General features: G+C 42.4%; 17 protein-coding genes. 8 read left to right on the forward strand and 9 right to left on the reverse strand.

Translation table 11 applies throughout. From position 1 onward, the window contains the following. Positions 1-102: 102 nt before the first annotated feature. Both CXF62_RS04285 and CXF62_RS04290 read right to left on the reverse strand, forming a co-directional pair. Positions 103-354, reverse strand: coding sequence for a hypothetical protein (locus tag CXF62_RS04285; protein WP_102093055.1), 252 nt, complete (start codon positions 352-354; stop codon positions 103-105). Then, positions 354-1094, reverse strand: coding sequence for a 5-formyltetrahydrofolate cyclo-ligase (locus CXF62_RS04290; RefSeq protein ID WP_227679308.1), 741 nt, complete (start codon positions 1092-1094; stop codon positions 354-356). Before CXF62_RS04290 ends, CXF62_RS04285 begins: the two co-directional genes overlap by 1 nt. A gap of 212 nt (positions 1095-1306) precedes the next feature. Here CXF62_RS04290 and fumC point away from each other — a divergent pair, with 212 nt between their 5' ends. Beyond that, positions 1307-2710: a class II fumarate hydratase gene (gene fumC / locus CXF62_RS04295; RefSeq protein ID WP_102092240.1), complete on the forward strand. Its 1404-nt coding sequence runs from the start codon at positions 1307-1309 to the stop codon at positions 2708-2710. Positions 2711-2820: 110 nt separating this feature from the next. Here fumC and CXF62_RS04300 read toward each other — a convergent pair whose 3' ends face one another. The 6 genes from CXF62_RS04300 to CXF62_RS04325 all read right to left on the reverse strand — a co-directional run bounded on the left by CXF62_RS04300 (position 2821) and on the right by CXF62_RS04325 (position 9564). After that, complete coding sequence (locus tag CXF62_RS04300; RefSeq protein ID WP_102093056.1) at positions 2821-3366, reverse strand: hypothetical protein; 546 nt, start codon at positions 3364-3366, stop codon at positions 2821-2823. Between the two features lie 203 nt (positions 3367-3569). After that, entirely contained in the window at positions 3570-4382 is an 813-nt protein-coding gene (locus CXF62_RS04305) for a MipA/OmpV family protein (RefSeq protein WP_102093057.1), read from the reverse strand. 147 nt (positions 4383-4529) lie between these two features. After that, positions 4530-5603 carry a rhomboid family intramembrane serine protease gene (locus CXF62_RS04310; protein WP_102093058.1) on the reverse strand — a complete coding sequence of 358 codons (1074 nt, stop codon included), beginning with the start codon at positions 5601-5603 and terminating at the stop codon, positions 4530-4532. A 106-nt stretch (positions 5604-5709) separates the two neighbouring features. Next, positions 5710-6897, reverse strand: coding sequence for an alpha-hydroxy acid oxidase (locus CXF62_RS04315; RefSeq protein ID WP_102093059.1), 1188 nt, complete (start codon positions 6895-6897; stop codon positions 5710-5712). A 91-nt stretch (positions 6898-6988) separates the two neighbouring features. Then, positions 6989-8761 carry an L-lactate permease gene (locus CXF62_RS04320; protein WP_101205167.1) on the reverse strand — a complete coding sequence of 591 codons (1773 nt, stop codon included), beginning with the start codon at positions 8759-8761 and terminating at the stop codon, positions 6989-6991. Positions 8762-9249: 488 nt separating this feature from the next. Beyond that, positions 9250-9564 (reverse strand): glutaredoxin family protein, encoded by a 315-nt coding sequence (locus CXF62_RS04325; protein ID WP_102093060.1) that lies wholly within the window; start codon positions 9562-9564, stop codon positions 9250-9252. A gap of 298 nt (positions 9565-9862) precedes the next feature. On the opposite strand from CXF62_RS04325, the gene mtgA reads away from it, so the two are divergent. The 6 genes from mtgA to CXF62_RS04350 all read left to right on the forward strand — a co-directional run bounded on the left by mtgA (position 9863) and on the right by CXF62_RS04350 (position 14408). After that, the gene (gene mtgA / locus CXF62_RS04330; RefSeq protein WP_102093061.1) at positions 9863-10552 is read left to right on the forward strand and encodes a monofunctional biosynthetic peptidoglycan transglycosylase; all 690 of its coding nucleotides are present in this window, start codon (positions 9863-9865) and stop codon (positions 10550-10552) included. 185 nt (positions 10553-10737) lie between these two features. Beyond that, a complete protein-coding gene (gene ppk1 / locus CXF62_RS04335; protein ID WP_102093079.1) occupies positions 10738-12936 on the forward strand; it encodes a polyphosphate kinase 1 in 2199 nt (732 codons plus the stop codon). Positions 12937-13251: 315 nt separating this feature from the next. Then, complete coding sequence (locus CXF62_RS14680) at positions 13252-13422, forward strand: hypothetical protein (protein ID WP_185156594.1); 171 nt, start codon at positions 13252-13254, stop codon at positions 13420-13422. Positions 13423-13475: 53 nt separating this feature from the next. Continuing rightward, complete coding sequence (locus CXF62_RS04340; RefSeq protein WP_102093062.1) at positions 13476-13742, forward strand: hypothetical protein; 267 nt, start codon at positions 13476-13478, stop codon at positions 13740-13742. 66 nt (positions 13743-13808) lie between these two features. Then, the gene (locus CXF62_RS04345) at positions 13809-14135 is read left to right on the forward strand and encodes a hypothetical protein (RefSeq protein ID WP_102092250.1); all 327 of its coding nucleotides are present in this window, start codon (positions 13809-13811) and stop codon (positions 14133-14135) included. Between the two features lie 72 nt (positions 14136-14207). After that, positions 14208-14408, forward strand: coding sequence for a hypothetical protein (locus tag CXF62_RS04350; protein ID WP_102093063.1), 201 nt, complete (start codon positions 14208-14210; stop codon positions 14406-14408). Positions 14409-14606: 198 nt separating this feature from the next. Here the strand turns inward: CXF62_RS04350 and CXF62_RS04355 are convergent, their stop codons facing one another. Next, the gene (locus tag CXF62_RS04355) at positions 14607-15404 is read right to left on the reverse strand and encodes a MiaE family protein (RefSeq protein ID WP_185156595.1); all 798 of its coding nucleotides are present in this window, start codon (positions 15402-15404) and stop codon (positions 14607-14609) included. A 550-nt stretch (positions 15405-15954) separates the two neighbouring features. Here CXF62_RS04355 and CXF62_RS04360 point away from each other — a divergent pair. Beyond that, entirely contained in the window at positions 15955-18153 is a 2199-nt protein-coding gene (locus CXF62_RS04360; RefSeq protein WP_102093064.1) for a malate synthase G, read from the forward strand. Positions 18154-18227 lie beyond the last annotated feature (74 nt).

An 18227-nucleotide genomic window follows, 5' to 3' on the forward strand; every position in this document is an offset into this window, starting at 1 on the left:
TATATAGAAACAATAGTTTGGCAATAAAAAGAAAACGTCGATCAAATCAAACTAACATATAACCGCGTTTCTTCAAATTATGCTCTATCAGTTATATATGTGTTATTCATCAAAATCTTTTATCTCACCATTCAAACTACTCAAAAACGCATCGCTTTGCGCGAGCAATTCATTTAAGCGCTCTTCATTGACTAGCCTTGTCATCTCCTCAGCGCTAAAAGGTTGCTCTTGACTGTAGTAACGCAGCTCCCTAGCGTCCTCATTGCCTAATGTTTGCAAATATTCATCCACACTGTCTGCACTGGAATCAGCAGCGCTAGAGTCTTTTTCAAATTTTTTATTGTTATTTTTCATCAAAACCACCTTATGCCGCTTGGGGTAATTAAGCTGTCTAAAGGCACATCCCACGGTTGACGCGCTAATTGTTCAACCACTTGAAAATCATAGCACCAGCCAATTTTTAACGGCCTTGAAGCCCCTGAACGATAGCTGTTACCAAGCGTTGTATCATAGAACCCGCCACCCATGCCCATACGGTTGCCGTTTAGGTCTACTGCCACCAGTGGACAAATAATCACGTCTAGTTCTGAGGCCCATAATAGAGCGCGGCTGTGGTTTTGCTTCATACCTAATTGATGAATGCGAGTGGGGACATTGACCAGTTTTGAATGATAAACAGGTACAAAGCGCAATCGTTTATCATCGCTGCCATTGCTAGCACGACCAAGTGATCCGACGACTGGTAAATAAGGTAAATAGCCTAAGCGTTGACACCAGTCTAATATTAGCTGAGTAGGTAGCTCACCAAATCCATCATAATAAAGCCCAATACGTGCATGTGTAGGCAATCGCTGCTGTAGTTTGGTCAAATGTAAGCTCGCAGACTGAGCAAGTTGTCTACGTTCGCCATCAGTTAACTGGCGACGTTGGCGAGTAAAGTGCCGTCTAGGCGGATTACTGATGACAGCTTCGGATGGTTCAGCATTTTTTGAATCCGAATTATTTGGATCAAGGTTGTTTGAATCAAAGTTATTTGGCTCAGGTCGTATTGGTTTAGGGTTCATGGTTTCAGAGTGCATAATTTTAGAGTGCATAGGTATCCCATCCAATGAAGTATTAGATTGATGATGACAGGCGTTTTTAGACATTCGTTTTTAGGCATCGCTCAAGGCTATTTGTGAATATTCAACACGCCCTAGTCATGCTATCATAACGCCACTTTACATCGTATTCTCCTTTATGTGCAGCAGCTGTTGCACTTTTTACGAAGCAGTCATAAAACAACAAACCATCAAAGAGGGTAGTTATGTCGACACAGAATCAGGCAACTCGTACCGAAAAAGACACCATGGGCAACGTAGAAGTCCCAGCTGATGCTTATTGGGGTGCGCAAACTCAGCGTAGTCGCGAAAACTTCAAAATCGGTGGCGAGACTTTGCCGCGTCCAATGATTGAAGCGATGGCACTGGTCAAAAAAGCCGCTGCGATTACCAATGCAAGCCTAGAGCGTATCGAAGGCGACAAGCGTGATCTTATCGTACAAGCCGCTGACGAAATCATCAATGGTGGTCTGGTCGATCAGTTCCCATTGGTTGTATGGCAGACAGGTTCTGGTACCCAGTCAAACATGAACATGAACGAAGTATTGGCCAACCGTGCTAACGAAATCGCTGGTTCTGAGCGTGGCAGCTATACGCCAATTCACCCAAATGACCATGTAAACCATGCACAGTCTACCAACGATAGCTTCCCAACGGCGATTCGTGTGGCTGCTGCGCGTCAAATCAACAGCTTGTTGATTCCAGCGGTAAAAGCACTACGCGATACGCTAGCGGCAAAAGCCAAAGAATTTGATAGCATTGTAAAAATCGGTCGTACGCATTTACAAGACGCGACGCCTTTGACCTTAGGCCAAGAGTTCAGCGGCTATGTCAGCCAACTTGACCATTCATTGACTCGTATCGACAACGCGCTACAAGGTCTATATGAATTGCCACTAGGCGGTACTGCGGTTGGTACTGGTCTAAATGCCCACCCTGATTATGCGGTAAAATCAGCTGAGCAACTAGCGACTTTGACTGGCTTGCCATTCGTTACGTCACCAAACAAATTTGAAGCATTAGCAGCTCGTGATGCAGAAGTATTTGCGTCAGGCGCACTAAAAACATTAGCGGGCAGCTTAAACAAAATCGCTAACGACGTACGTTGGTTGGCTTCAGGTCCTCGTTGTGGTCTTGGTGAGTTGACGATTCCTGAAAATGAGCCAGGTTCTTCTATCATGCCAGGCAAAGTAAACCCAACTCAGTCAGAAGCAATGACTATGGTTGTCGCTCAGGTCATGGGTAACGACACGACTATCAGCATGGCTGGCGCATCAGGTAACTTTGAGCTAAACGTGTATAAGCCAGTTATCGCGTTTAACTTGTTACAGTCTATCAAACTGCTTGGCGATGCTTGCAACAGCTTCAACGAAAACTGTGCCGTTGGTATCGAGCCAGTAAAAGACAAAATCGATGATTTCTTGCATAATTCATTGATGCTAGTGACGTCATTGAACCGTCATGTTGGTTATGAAAATGCCGCAAAAATCGCTAAGACGGCTTATAAAGAAAACAAAACTTTGAAGCAAGTGGCGGTTGAGCTAGAGCTATTAACTGAAGCTCAGTTTGATGAGTGGGTCATTCCTGCTGATATGGTACATCCTAAGTAAGCTATCTAATAGTTTTTTAAAATAGTAAAAAGACCTTGTCATGGAATGTGGCAAGGTCTTTTCGCGTCAGAATATATATATTTTTGATTTTGTAGATATTGAAAAAATTACTATGGTACTGGAATTGAAATATTTATCTGCCAGACAAAACCAACCCAAATAGAAATAAAGATCAAAAAGCAAGTTAAACTGAGTGGTTTACAAAGGCCCGAAAACCATAACTTATCAGAGATTATGACGTTCTCGTATCTTTTTTTATTCTCTAGTAGCAAAGAATAGCGCTGAATTTGCAGCTTGCGAACCAAATCTTTTTCGTGCTTTACATCCGTGTATAGGTAAATAGCGCCAAGTACAATCCCAAGTGCGTTTGCTGATATAGCAATTTTAAGTAAAACCAATTGTTCTATTGATAGTAATGACATTTTAGATATTTGCGTGACGATCACCGAAAATACACCAGCTGCTATAGCGACAATCCACTTCATCCATTCGTAGTCTTTTTCTTTTACTAGACTATTCCGTCTAGCCATATCTCTTTCAAGCTCGTCAAGATGAGGTTTCAACTGTTGATAATGACTATAAAACTCAGTACTCGGATCATTTTCCATCATATGGTTGAACCGATTTTCTAAACTCTTTAGTTCTTTCTGACTCACGATAATTTACTACCTTGAATATGATGTATTTAATAGTATACATTTAAAGAGATCGAGTTCTCATTTTTCTTGCCACGCATCCATTTCAATAATTATGCAATTTATCGGCATGTTGTGTTTGCACTACATCTAAAATCATTCAATAAAAAGACCTTACCACATCACGCGGTAAGGTCTTTTTCATATCAAATTTATAAGCTTTATTAAAACTTATAGAGCAAACCAAGCGTCGTCGCTGCTTCAGTACGTGAGTCGACCATTGGGCTATCGTACTGCTCATTCGGTACATAGCTCACGCTTTGATTGGCAAACCCTGCCCAGCGCTCATTAAAGTCATAGTTAGCACTGATGTTGATATACGGATTCAAGCTTGAGTTAGATTTATACGCATCAACGCCTGTCTCTGCTGACTCTTTTTCACTGACGCCATAGTAGTATTCATTATAGTCAGCATCATGATACTCAAAGCCGATGCTTGGATAGACCGTCAGCTTGTTTCTCGTGATCTTGGCAAGGTAAGTTAAGCGACCAGTATTACCGCCACTTTCGTCCAACACATCGGTCGCAAACTGACCACGAAACGCACCGATAGGCGTGCGACGCTGGTAGCTTATACCTGCTTCTGCGGATAGTTTGCGCTCATCGAGACCTTGCAGGGCACCATTAGCATCATCAGGATCAAACGAATTCCCTGCGAGCTGCGCGTAAGCAGAGAGCTGATTGACACCATCATTGATCAAGTACGCACCCGCTTGAGCACCGCGCGCATAGATCCTATTATTGTCATAAAACACGCCCGGTAACACACGCACTTCAGTGCTGTCTTCGAGATCATAGGCGGATTTGACCGCCATGACATTGACCCCAACGCTAAGCTCAGCATCTTTGTCAGTCGGCAAGTTGTCATTAAAAAGTGCGGCGTTAGACAGGCTAGCCACACTAAATAGTGCAGTAGCGGTAAACGCGCTAAACATAGTGCGTGTAGAGATATTAGGTAGCGCTGCAAGTTTTAACATAATTGGATCTCGTAAGTGAGTATAAATAACTGAGTGGTGCGAGTAAGCAAAACGTGTTCAAAAGAGTAAGCAATAAAAGGAATCAGTGATGTTGGTCAGTATGCTGTTTTTGGGAGCTATATAGCAATGATAGATAAGTATGAGCATTTACTCAATGGCTTTTAGTACTTGTAGTAATTGCTGGTGAATATCTTGCCACCACCAGACAAAACCAATGCTAATAAGTAGCATCGCAAGCCATGGTAATAGCTGCCAAATAACGGAAGGTTTTTTAAGTGCTTCGGGTTCAATACTATTATGAACAGTGCCATTGTTTAACGGTGAATTGATAGTATTAACGCTATCGGCATATATGTCTGATGTATTCGTTTCATTGTTTGCAACCGCAGTATCTTGCTCAGTTGAATTGGCAGCAAAGTGAGGTGATTGATCGAGAGGAGTAGCATCATAACGGCTTTGGTTATCGTGTTGGTCTTTATACTGTCCACTATAATGACTGTTATATGATGGGGTGTCGTGAGCGCTGTATGAATAGTTGGTTTGATAAGGCTGGAGACGCTGCGCTTGCTCAGATGCGACATTTTGCATAGCGACCGCGAGACGCTGACGGTAACCAATCGCAAAAGCTAAGGCAATAACAAGCCCTGTGATCGCGCCGCCGATATGACCAGCATTATCGATACCCGGTACGGCAAACCCATAGACGAGGTTGATGCCCATAATAAATATCAGGCTTTTGAGGTTAAGCACCATGCCATTGACCGATATTTTAAACAGGGCAGCGATCAGTAACGCCGCACCGATACCCATGATACCACCAGAAGCTCCCGCTGATAGGCCGGGCTGTCCTGTTCCTTCTATGATACTTTGCCATGTGACATAGTTATTGAGCAAGTTGCCACCGATGGCTGCCAACAAAAACAATGCCAAAAACTTGGCTGAGCCAAACATCGGCTCGGCAATCTGCCCAAAAAAATACATGGCAAAGCCATTAAATAGTAGATGCATGAGACCAATGTGCAAAAACGCACTACTGGCCAAGCGCCATGGGTCATCCATCATCGTTAAGGGTAAGGCGTTGGCACCCCATTTAACTAACGCTTCAGTTGACGGGTTATTGGCATCGACGCCAGTGACTATCTGCATGACAAATAGCCCAATAAAGCAGGCTAATAGCAGGGTAGTGACGGGCGCTGTTTTTAATAATTGTTGAATGGTCATAAAGGCTAACTGTCATCAAAATGTTATAGAGACAGTATAAAGGGTATGAGCAAATTATGTTATGTATAGCCAGTTTTAAACGTTGATTGTTCTACAATCAGCCGCTCTAAAAACGACCCACTTTGAGGTTTTCATACGTGCCTTTTACCAAGATATTATCCGTGACAGTATTGATATCGGTATGACCACAGAATGCCATAGATATATCACACTCTTTATAGATAATCTCAAGCGCGCGGCGCACCCCGTCTTCACCATACGCTCCCAATCCGTAGAGAAAAGCGCGACCGATCATCGTGCCTTTTGCGCCTAATGCGATAGCCTTTAGTACATCTTGACCAGAGCGAACGCCACTGTCTAGCCATACCTCGATATCGCTGTTTTCGGCTTGTACTGCCTGTACGATGTCAGAGAGGGCAGAGATAGAAGATAACGCGCCATCCAATTGACGACCGCCATGGTTTGAGACGACTAGGGCATCCGCGCCACTGCGAGCCGCCATAATAGCATCTTCAGGCTCCATGATACCTTTTATGATAAGTTTACCGCCCCACATGTCTTTGATACGCGCCACATCGTCCCAGCTCAGACGCGGATCGAATTGCTCTGCCGTCCAAGCAGAGAGTGATGACAGATCCTCAACATTTTGTGCATGACCGACGATATTACCAAACGTGCGACGTTTGGTGCCCAGCATATTCATACACCATTGCGGCTTGGTCATGAGGTTGATCATATTGCTTAGTGTTGGCTTAGGCGGTGCGGATAGACCATTTTTGATATCTTTGTGACGTTGTCCAAGCACTTGTAAGTCGGCGGTCAAGATAAGTGCTGAGCAATTGGCCTCTTTGGCACGGCGAATCAGATTGGCCATAAAGTCTTGATCGCGCATCACGTACAGCTGAAACCAAAACGGCTTACTAGTATGAGTGGCGACATCTTCGATAGAGCAAATGCTCATGGTCGATAGTGAAAAGGGCACGCCGAATTTTTCAGCGGCGCGTGCGGCATGTATCTCACCATCTGCCCACATCATGCCGGTAAACCCCGTTGGGGCGATGGCTACAGGCATCTTGACTGGCTCACCGATCATACTCGTTGCCAGACTGCGGTTATCCATATCGACCAATACTCGCTGGCGCAGCTTGATACGGTCAAAGTCAGTCTCGTTATTACGATAGGTGGTCTCAGTCCACGAGCCTGAATCGACATAGTCATAGAACATACGCGGCACTTTACGCTCAGCAACGCGGCGCAGATCTTCGATTTCGGTGATTTTAGTTAAGTCTTTCATAGGTTTATCTCTTATTGCTGTTATGTTTTAACTAGAAGGCAACCTTAACCTAACGCTACTAGATCTAGTTTAATAGCGTCAGCTTGCCTGATTATCGTCCATTCAGTTTTCTACGGGAAAATTTGCCACAAAAAGACATCAGTCCAAAGAATGTTATGGGCCAGAGAACGGCTAAAGCCCACCACCATATTTGACCGAAGATGATAGCCATACCGATCAAACCTGCTTGCACGACATAATAAATCATCGCTAGCAGTGTTTTGCGAATCACATAGCCTTCTTTATCCACCAAGCCGACTACTGCGCAAGCAGCTACCACATTATGCACCGAAATCATGTTACCAGCCGCACCACCCACAGCTTGCAAGGCTATTACTTGTGCTGCAAGGTCGCTATTGAGTCCGATCTGATTGGCTGTTGACCATTGAAAATATGAAAACATCATATTGCTAATAGTATTTGAACCGGCGATGAAAGCACCCATTGCCCCAATCCATGGAGACACTAGCGGCCACGCATTTTGAAAAGCATCGGCAGCACTTTCAGCCAGTAATATTGGCATAGCCGGTAGCGCAGTAGCGACTTCAGCGGCTGAGCCTGAATTAATGAATACTTGTACCATAGGCACCGAGAATAGCAAAGCTGGTGCGGCAGCAACCATGGTCTTTGCCGAGTTACTCCAACTGCGCTTTACCGCTTGGCTATTCATTTTGAACAGTAAAATACATAATAAAGAAGTAATAATTAGAATGCTACCAGGAGAATAGGCGAGCTGTATCTTACTAGAGATTGTTGTACCAAAAAGATTAGTAAGGCTAATGGTTGTTAAATCCCCTACCAGAAAAGCTTTGAGTGGTGCAATCACTCGAGTTATGACCAATAAGGCAATCACAATGAAATAGGGCGAAAATGCACGAATTAAAGAGAACTTTGGGGTTGCTGAATCATCATATTTTACCTCGTCTAAAGTACCCAGCCAGTCTTTGTCCCATTTTGCGCGAGGGGCAAAATCAAAAGTATCTTTAGGCATCAAAAAACCACGCTTAGCAGCGGGAAGTACAATTAACAACCCAATGAAACCGCCAATGAGTGAAGGGAACTCAGGCCCTAGAAATTTAGCAACCAAAAAATAAGGAATAGTAAAGCAAAGACCTGCAAAAATGGCAAATGGCCATACTTTAAGCCCTTCTATGAAGGAGCGTTTTTCACCAAAGAACCTTGTCAAAAAAGCACTTAAAATTAAAGGTATCAAAAACCCAATAAGCGCATGTACAAGGCCTACGTTAGCTGTAATCTGTAATAAATAATTTTCGGCAGTAGTAGGGGCAATGGACTGTGCTAAATCTTGTTTATCAGTAATACCAGACCAAACGCCAAGTAGTAGAGGCGTACCAACTGCACCGAATGATACGGGTGTAGATTGAATGATAAGAATAACCATGACCGATGCCATCGCTGGAAAGCCTAAAGCCAACAACAGCGGAGCACCCACTGCAGATGGTGTTCCGAATCCTGATGAACCTTCTACTAAAGAGCAGAACAACCATGCCACAATGATCGCTTGGACGCGCCTATCAGGTGAAATATCCATAAAGCCCTTACGTATGGCGACAAGAGCGCCGCTTTCTTTCAGCGTATTCAGCAGTAAAATAGCTGCGAATACAATGAATAAAATAGTAAGTGCCACAATAATCCCATTAACAGTAGCAGCCGCTACCTGAGCACCACTAGCGTGCCAAATGAAAAAGGCTAGCAGAGCTGTCACCAAATAGGCAATACTCATAGCTATCTTAGCTGGCAGGCGCATAACTATGAGTAGTATGAATACAACGAGAATTGGCGCTAAGGCTAAGAAAGTGTACATAATTAACAGTCCTTATTGTTATTAACAGTCCTTATTGTTGTGTATACCAGCTTATTTTTTACTGGTTTTAAAGTCATACTAAGTTATTACTATAGTCGATACACTCTAAAAATGTCATAGCGCTACTGGGATGAATTTTGCGCAGCCTCTGGGAACGCAGCACGCAAGTAAAATTTATACCAGTAGCGCGTTTAAATCTATAACAGTTTTACATTCAGCTAACTATATTTATTAAGGCGTGTTAAACACGCCCTAATAGTTGCTCTTAGGTGCTTTCGCTGAGAATTGTATGTATATGATTTAACAGAGTGCAAGATTAGAGAGTTGAGATTATTGATCAGTAAATCATTAGCATTAGTATAATCAATTTACCAAACAAAATATAAAAGTAGTCTAGCAAATATTGAAATACCATACTAGCTAAAATTAGCGGTAGATATTCTAATATAAGAAATTTAAAAGCTCTATAACATCAAAACAAAGTGCCGTTAGTTGTGAGCTAACAGTTGCTGTAAATCCATGACTGAAAATGGATAGTCTAATCGTTTTGATGGAGTCAAAATCACAGGGATAGACGTGGCAAAATCCATCATAAGCGCCTCATCAAATTCTGCAATATCGACATTTTGGTAAGTGATTGGCTGTACCGACTGAAACTGTGCAAGTATTTGCTCAGCGATATCACACAAATGACAACCAGAGGTCCCTAGTAGCCACCATTGAGGATTATCTTCAGTGACACTAAGGTGTGGACTTGCGGCGATAACACGCGCTCGTAATACTTCTATACTATTATTATGCATGGTGAGATCTCTGAGCTTAAAGTATGCCAAAAAATGCTGACTATTAGGCTATTTTGATAAAAAGTAAAAAATAGTTGGTTTATTATTACATCATAAAGAAGTGGGGTAAATAATGACAGCGATTGTGAGATTAGGTAAGATGACCTGCTATTGATCATTATTAATGACGAATGCTCAGCAGTTAATGATTGGCTATAAATGGCCCGTTTACAATCATTGATTCTTAGTTGATGTCTCATAGTCATTAATAGAGTATCTATCTTATCTTATTACTTTTTTAACCACTCGGATATCGCGCATGGCAAGTTTTGGCACATTTATCAAACGTCTGTTATTGGCAATTATGCTATTGGTTGTCGCATTCCATATATTGGTCGTCGGGCTATTATTAATTTGGAAAACGCAGCCAATTAACAACAGTATGTTTATGTTGACGCATCGACTAACGGGCGGTACGGTCACTCAGACATGGGCTGAATATGATGCGATTGCCAAATCTGCCAAGCAAGCAGCGATTGTGAGTGAAGACTCGACGTTTAGTCAGCACAGCGGTTTTGACTTTAAAGGTATCAAAGCGGCGCAAAAGAAAAATGAAGAGACAGGCAAAATGTCTGCTGGCGGCTCAACGATTACTCAGCAATTGGCAAAGAACTTGTTCCTCACCTCGCATCGCTCTTATGTGCGTAAAGCGGAAGAGGCTGTCATCACTGTGATGATTGAGACCTTGTGGGACAAGCAGCGCATTATGACTGCTTACCTAAATGTGGCGGAGTTTGGCAATGGTATCTATGGTATCGACGCGGCAGCGCATCATTATTTCGATAAGTCTGCGGCCAATCTAAACCGAGATGAGTCAGCACTTCTGATTGCGATGCTTACCAATCCAAAGTACTACGAAGACAATCAAGGTGATAAGCGTTTGCGTAACAAGCAACGTATTATCAAAAAACGCATGAAAAATGCTGTATTACCGCAAGCAGCTTCGTAAATATAAATCATTAGGGCTAGGTTAGGTTATATGATCGAATGTTGTAGGCTCGGCTATTTCGAATAAAACTAGGACATGCCCTAGAAAAGACAGAACGATAAAAGATGATGGCGTATCGATAACGCAAAAGGAGTAGTGACGTGGTAGAGATGACTAGTAATCAGTGCAGTAGTGATGTTAACGATATGATTGACGTTAATAATGTTGAAGACGGCGCTAATGACAATGTTAATAAAGACATCAATATAGATAATAGCCCAAATAATTTAGCAGAAATCGAATGGCAACGCTCAGAAGATGGCAGCTATTCACCGAGCAGTTATATCAATCGTGATTTGTCTTTATTACAGTTTCATCTGCGAGTATTGGCGCAGGCATCTAGTTCGCGTCACCCACTGCTTGAACGCTTATTTTTCTTGATTATTTTTTCATCCAATCTCGATGAGTTTTTTGAGATTCGTGTCGCTGGCATCATGCAAAAGCTTAACATCGGTGATGTATCGACCAGTGCTCATGGCATGCGTCCTAGCGAAGTGCTAAACGAGATATCTATTATCACTCATGCCGCAATCAGTGAGCAGTACCGTATTCTCAATGAGGACATCTTGCCAGCGCTTGCGCTTGAGGATATTCGCTATCTCAAACGTGATGAGCTAAACGCTGAGCAGTCTGCATGGATGAAGCGCTATTTTACGGAGCAAGTCGTACCTGTATTGACACCGATTAGTATTGATCCTGCGCATCCGTTCCCGCGTCTTGTAAATAAAAGCTTAAACTTTATCGCCACATTGGAAGGAAAAGACGCCTTTGGACGCGATATCAACTTAGCGATTGTGCCTGCGCCGCGTAGTCTTCCACGCGTAATTCGCTTGCCAGATGAGCTGACGGGTGGCAAAGAGCATCATGTGATGCTATCCGCTATCATTCATGAGCATATCGGTGAGCTATTCCCTGGCATGAGTGTGACAGGCTGTCACCAATTTAGGCTGACACGTAATGCTGATTTAGATTTGGCCGATGATGTCGAAGATATTGCCAAAGCACTAGAAGGAGAGCTCGAAAACCGCCGCTTCGGTGATAAGGTGCGTCTTGAAGTAACAACCGATTGCCCAACGCACATCAGTGAGTATTTGCTCAATGAGTTTGAGTTGCATGACAATCAGCTATACCGTGTCAATGGCCCCGTCAACCTAACGCGTTTGCTGTTTGACTTTAATATTCCTGCACTACGCTATCAGCCATTTACTCATGTCGTGCCAAAGGCATTTCGCCGAGAAATGGATAAGTCAGATAAATCGACCAGTATGTTCGCCGCCATGCGTAAAAGTGATGTGTTGGTTCATCATCCTTTTCATGCCTTTTCTCCGATTATCAATTTACTTTGGCAAGCGGCCAGCGATCCCAAAGTATTGGCGATTAAACAAACGCTATATCGTTCAGGCACCAATTCAGAAATCGTCAAGGCACTTGCAGCTGCCGCTCGTAATGGTAAAGAAGTCACGGCTGTTATTGAGCTGCGTGCGCGTTTTGATGAAGCGTCTAATATTGCAGTTGCTAACTATCTACAAGAAGCAGGCGCGGTCGTGGTCTACGGTATCGTCGGTTATAAAACTCATGCAAAGCTCATGCTAATCGTACGCCGCGAGGACGACCGAATCCGCCGTTATGTCCATTTGGGTACGGGTAACTATCACGCGGCCAATGCGAAAGTCTACACAGATTATGGTCTGTTTAGCGCTGATCCTGATATCTCAGAAGACGTTCATAAAATATTCCAAGAGTTAACCGGCATGGGTAAGCCTGCCAACCTCAAAAAACTGCTACATGCACCGTTTACTTTGCATGAGAAATTGATGAGCTTTATCGATGATGAAATCGCTCATGCCAAAGCGGGCACACGTGCTCATATCGTTATTAAGGCCAATGCGCTCACTGAGCGCCGCCTCATTGATAAGTTATATGATGCCTCGCAGGCAGGCGTTAAGATTGAATTAATTCTGCGGTCTATGTGTTGTCTACGTCCACAAGTAAAAGGGCTGTCTGAAAACATCACTGTGCGCTCTGTTATCGGACGGTTTTTAGAGCATACGCGCGTTTATTATTTCTATAATAATGGCGATGAGCGTTTATACTGCGGTAGTGCAGACTGGATGGATCGTAACCTGTTCCATCGCGTAGAAGTGGCGTTCCCGATTGAGAACAAAAAGCTGTTTAAACAGATTTATCAAGATGGCTTGATTAACTACTTACGGGATAATACGCAAGCGTGGACACTTGATGGCACTGGCGTTTGGCAGCAGCTACAGCCAGCAGCAGGTGAGGAGCCACATGTCGCACAAGAGCATTTACTAAAAAAGATTAATCATGTCGAAGAGTCTAGCTAATTCGTAAAAGCACCTTTAGGCGATAATCAGCTGTTCAATTATCTATCTGACCAAGCACTGGTAAATACTGGTGCTTGGTTTTTTTTGCTCACCAATTGCAAAAGTTACAAACTGACTTGCAACCTCACAATTATTCACATATTGATACGGCAGTACACTGGTGCATTACCCAAGGTCATACCTATAATTAATATCAATTCTGACGCTACTTGATAAGTATTGGTTACTCATTTGGGCGTTGGTGCAATCTCGAAACGTATATCGATTTAATGTTTTAAAACCATGTAATCAAATCATGATAATAGGAAATAAACCATGAGTACTACTAATGATGACAATTCAGATATAAAACAAGCTGCAGAACAGGTAAATGGTCAGGAAGTTGAGAAAAACTTAGCAGAGAATAAAAAAGTCGACGCCCCTGAATCATTAAGTGAAGAAGAGCAAACGCCTTTTATTGATGATGATCTACGTACTGATAAGTAATCTATAACATCGAACATCGTCCTAATAATTAATAATAAAGCGAGGGATACGCCATGACTATGCAAGAACCAGTAACACCAGTAGCAACGGAAACAGAAGAAAAAGTAATCGTGGATGACCCTGCTGCTAATGAGTTAGAAAACCCTAAAGATAGCTACGCAGGGCGCAAGCACAAGCCTGAAATTGATGGCCCTGAGCAAGACTCGCAAGAGACTGACGAAGTTTATGCTGATCCACGTAAAGAAGAAAATCTTCCAGCAGGTGGCAAGAATGCAGCAGAATTAAGTGCCTACGACTTGAGCCAAAAAGGTAATGAGTAAAGGAGTATAGCTAACAGCGGGCTAACCAAATCGACAAAATTATAAATATAAAAAGAGGATATGATAATGCAAGCCAAAGACTCAGCAATAGACAAGACAAAGGTACTAGGATCTGATGATCATAGTGCAATTGAAAGAAATACTACTGAGAACAAAGGAACTGATACTTTTGATGAGTCTGTTGTCGACTCAGAACATGTAAATGATAATGACAATCCAGCGCGTCAACCAGATCGCCGTGATCAAGAGGGAAGTACCGCGTTTGATGACAATATCAATGAAGATACTGTCGGTAGTGCAGCACCCAAGAGTGAGGGTATTAATGATTTAAATCGTTATGCCAATATTGATAACGCACAAACCCGTATCTTAAATCCTGATGAGAAAGACTAAATGGGTTTAAATCTCAAAAGATATATAGTGTTTCTTGGGTTAGACGAGTAATTATCATAGTAGGGAGTACCAATGAATAACTCACATAACGAAAGCGTCAATAACGATCATAATTTGAAAGATGCAGATGACAATAATGGTATTGTTCCTGATGATGCATTACAGAAAGCAAATCCAGCCGCAGCAGAAAAGGCTACAGAAGATCATGATCCGCATAATGTCGCTAAGAGTAACAAACAGTATGACAGTCCATTGATGGAAGATGACAAGTAAAAATTAACTATATCAATAGCTATTAGTATTTGTACATAACTAGGCATTTGTATATAGATAAAAAGGCACTGTGTTTGGTAAGAGTATATAACTCGTATCAAACACAGTGCCTTTTTTGCTTCCTACATTTTTACTTTCTACATTATATAGGTAATAGGTAATAGGTAATAGGTAATATGTTTAGGTAAGGCATGGGCTTTAAGCAGGTGTGCCACTATGAAAACGCAGCTCAGCATCTGGGCTACTGATTAATTCAGATTCTACTTCTTTAAAGAACGCGACTCGCTCGTCTATATTCTCATCTGACAGTGTTTGAGCAAGCGCAAGATAATCTTCGAAATGACGACTCTCTGACTTGAGTAGATAACGATAATACTTCGCTAAGCGTTCATCATCGATGACTTCGGCCAACGCTGCAAAACGCTCACAAGAGCGCGCCTCAATAAATGCCCCAATTATTAATACATCAACCATCGCTGCTGGCTCGTAAGTGCGTTTGTGCTTCAATATACCCTTAGCATAGCGTCCAGCACTTAGATATTTCCATTCCTGCCCACGCTCATTCATGATGCCCAATACTTGCTCGTAGTGCAGCATCTCTTCACGTATTAGCTGTGCGAGTTTACGTTGCAAGTCATACGAGAATTCATAACGAAATATCAAATTCATCGCAGTACCAGCGGCCTTTTTTTCGCAGTTAGCATGGTCTTGAATAATCATAGGTAGATTTTCAATCGCAGCATCTACCCAAGATTGCGTGGTTCGAGCACCCAAGAAGTTATAAACAGGAGATAAGTCTACCTTTATAGGAGTGCGCAGATGCGTAATATCGATGCTATCTTCTTCAGGCAGCTCTTCTTCGATTAGATCTGTTCCGGCACTACTATTTACAGTTTGAGAGATATTTTCTTCGATAGGTTTTTTCTCGATACTATCGCTATATATAGTATTTGCTGTTGATTGTAATGTCGTGAAGTCTTGTTGATTGATAGTCATAGTCTAAGAAAGCTTTATTTATGAATGGTGATACGAGTAATTATATCGTTAGTCTGACCTAGATACGATGCTAAATAACAGACAGTCATCAATAGCTGTTTATTAATAGATAACGGTTAAGCATAATTAAAGGTATCAATGATTACTTACTGTTTATATTAACGTTGCTGCATCTAATTTCTAGATGATGACTATAGCTTCTAGAGTAGGCCACTTATACATTATCATTATTAAACAGCCTAAGTATTTACTTAGTGAATGATGTTTCCTTGTTAATTTTATTATTTGATAGTAGGATGAGATTTTGCTATTTAAGCATTTCGTCTTACTTTTATGATTCGCTCCTAGTAAAGAGTAAGTCTAATATTAATAGGTCATCTTTTATTAGAACATAAAAATTGTAGATATATCTTCTCAGAAAAATTAGAGAATCAAAGATTCCATAACGAATGAAATATGAACTTTTAAACCTCACAAGATTAAAAAATCTTAAACAGTTACTGTCACAACTCAGTATTAGTACCCCTCACGAACAGATAAGGATAACAATATGAGCCAGTCTTCTAACACCAATCGTATTCAAAAAGGCAGTCTTGCCATCGATCAGCAGTTATATGACTTTATTGAAAACGAAGTATTACCGAAAGTCGGTGTGGATTCAGACGATTATTGGTCAGGTTTCGAAAAGGTTATTAAAGAGTTTACCCCGCGCAATAAAGCACTATTGGAAACTCGTGACAAGATTCAAGCACAGATTGACCAATGGCATCTAGATAATCCTGCAAAAGATGGCGAAATCGACTATCCAGCTTATAAGACATTTTTACAAGAAATTGGTTATTTGCTACCTGAAGGCGAAGCATTTACGGTTGATACCAAAAACGTCGATGACGAAATCGCGCACATCGCAGGGCCGCAGCTAGTCGTACCAGTTCGTAATGCTCGTTATGCGCTTAATGCGACCAACGCACGTTGGGGTAGCTTATACGATGCTTTGTATGGTACCGATGTTATCAGCAGTGACAATGGTCAAGAAGCGGGTGGTAGCTATAATCCTACTCGCGGTGCTGCTGTTGTCGCGTATGCTAAAGCGTTCTTAGATGAACACTTCACACTAGTATCAGGCTCTTACAATGATGTGACTGGTTTTAAAGTAGTCGATGGCAAGCTAGAAGTCGTACAAGGTGATAGCAGTACTGAGCTAAAAGATACGGCTAAGTTTGTCGGTTTTGTTGGTGACGCTGAAGCTCCTACAGGTGTGCTGTTAAAGAACAACGGCTTGCATGCTGAGATTCAAATCGATAGCAACCATCCAGTGGGCAAAGACGATCCAGCAAACATCAAGGACGTACTGCTTGAATCGGCTATGACAGCCATTCAGGATTGTGAAGACTCAGTCGCTGCGGTAGATGCAGAAGAAAAAGTCGAAGTCTATCGTAATTGGCTTGGCTTGATGAATAGCGACCTACAGGAAACCTTTGAAAAGGGTGGCAAAACGCGTACGCGTAAGCAAAATCCAGATCGTGAATATAATACGCCAGATGGTGGTAAGCTGATCTTGCCAGGTCGTTCACTATTATTAATCCGTAACGTCGGTCATTTAATGCAGAATCCTGCTATTTTGGTTGATTTAGGCAATGGTCAAGAGCAAATATTTGAAGGCTTAATGGATGGCTTAATCACGCCACTATTATCACTTAATGATATCAAAGGCAAAAACGAGCTATCAAACTCACGTCAAGGCTCAATGTATATTGTGAAGCCAAAAATGCATGGCCCTGAAGAAGTTAAAATGGCCAATGACTTATTTAATGCGTCAGAGGACTTGCTAGGTCTAGAGCGCAATACGCTCAAAATCGGTATCATGGATGAAGAGCGCCGTATGACGGTCAACTTAAAAGAAGCAATCCGCCAAGCCAAAGAGCGCGTTATATTCATTAACACAGGTTTCTTAGATCGTACTGGTGATGAGATGCATACCAGCATGAATGCAGGTCCATTTGTACCAAAAGGCGAGATGAAATCGCAAGCATGGCAGCCTGCTTACGAGCAGTGGAACGTCGATATCGGCCTAGAGACAGGCCTACAAGGTCGTGCGCAAATAGGTAAGGGTATGTGGGCCAAGCCTGATGAAATGAAAGAGATGATGGATACTAAGGCCGCTCATCCTAAGTCTGGTGCTAGCACTGCGTGGGTACCATCACCAACGGGCGCTACCTTGCATAGCATACACTATCATCAAGTAAGCGTAGCCGATGTACAAGACACGCTAAAATCACGCGAGCGTGCTAGCTTGGATGACATCTTGACCATTCCATTGGCAAAAAATACCAATTGGACAGAAGAAGAGAAGCAGCAAGAGCTTGAAAATAATGCTCAAGGTATCTTGGGTTATGTCGTACGCTGGGTAAATCAAGGCGTTGGTTGCTCCAAGGTGCCTGATATCAACGATGTAGGTCTCATGGAAGATCGTGCTACTTTGCGTATCTCAAGCCAACATATTGCCAACTGGTTGCATCATGGCGTGGTTAGTGAGCAGCAAGTGATGGATACGATGAAACGCATGGCCAAGGTCGTTGATGAGCAAAATGCAGGCGATGATGACTATCAATCAATGGCAGATAACTTTGATAGCTCTTATGCATTCAAAGCCGCCTGTGATCTAGTATTCAAAGGACGCGCGCAGCCTAGTGGTTATACTGAACCATTGTTGCATCAAGCACGTTTGGATCTTAAAGCCAACGCTTAGAACAATAGACTAAATATGACAGGTATTTGAGCATACTTGATGAGCAAGTATGCCAGTCAGTCTTGCTTATTTGT

This window comes from Psychrobacter sp. MES7-P7E (assembly GCF_002863645.1).
Taxonomy (GTDB): Bacteria; Pseudomonadota; Gammaproteobacteria; order Pseudomonadales; family Moraxellaceae; genus Psychrobacter.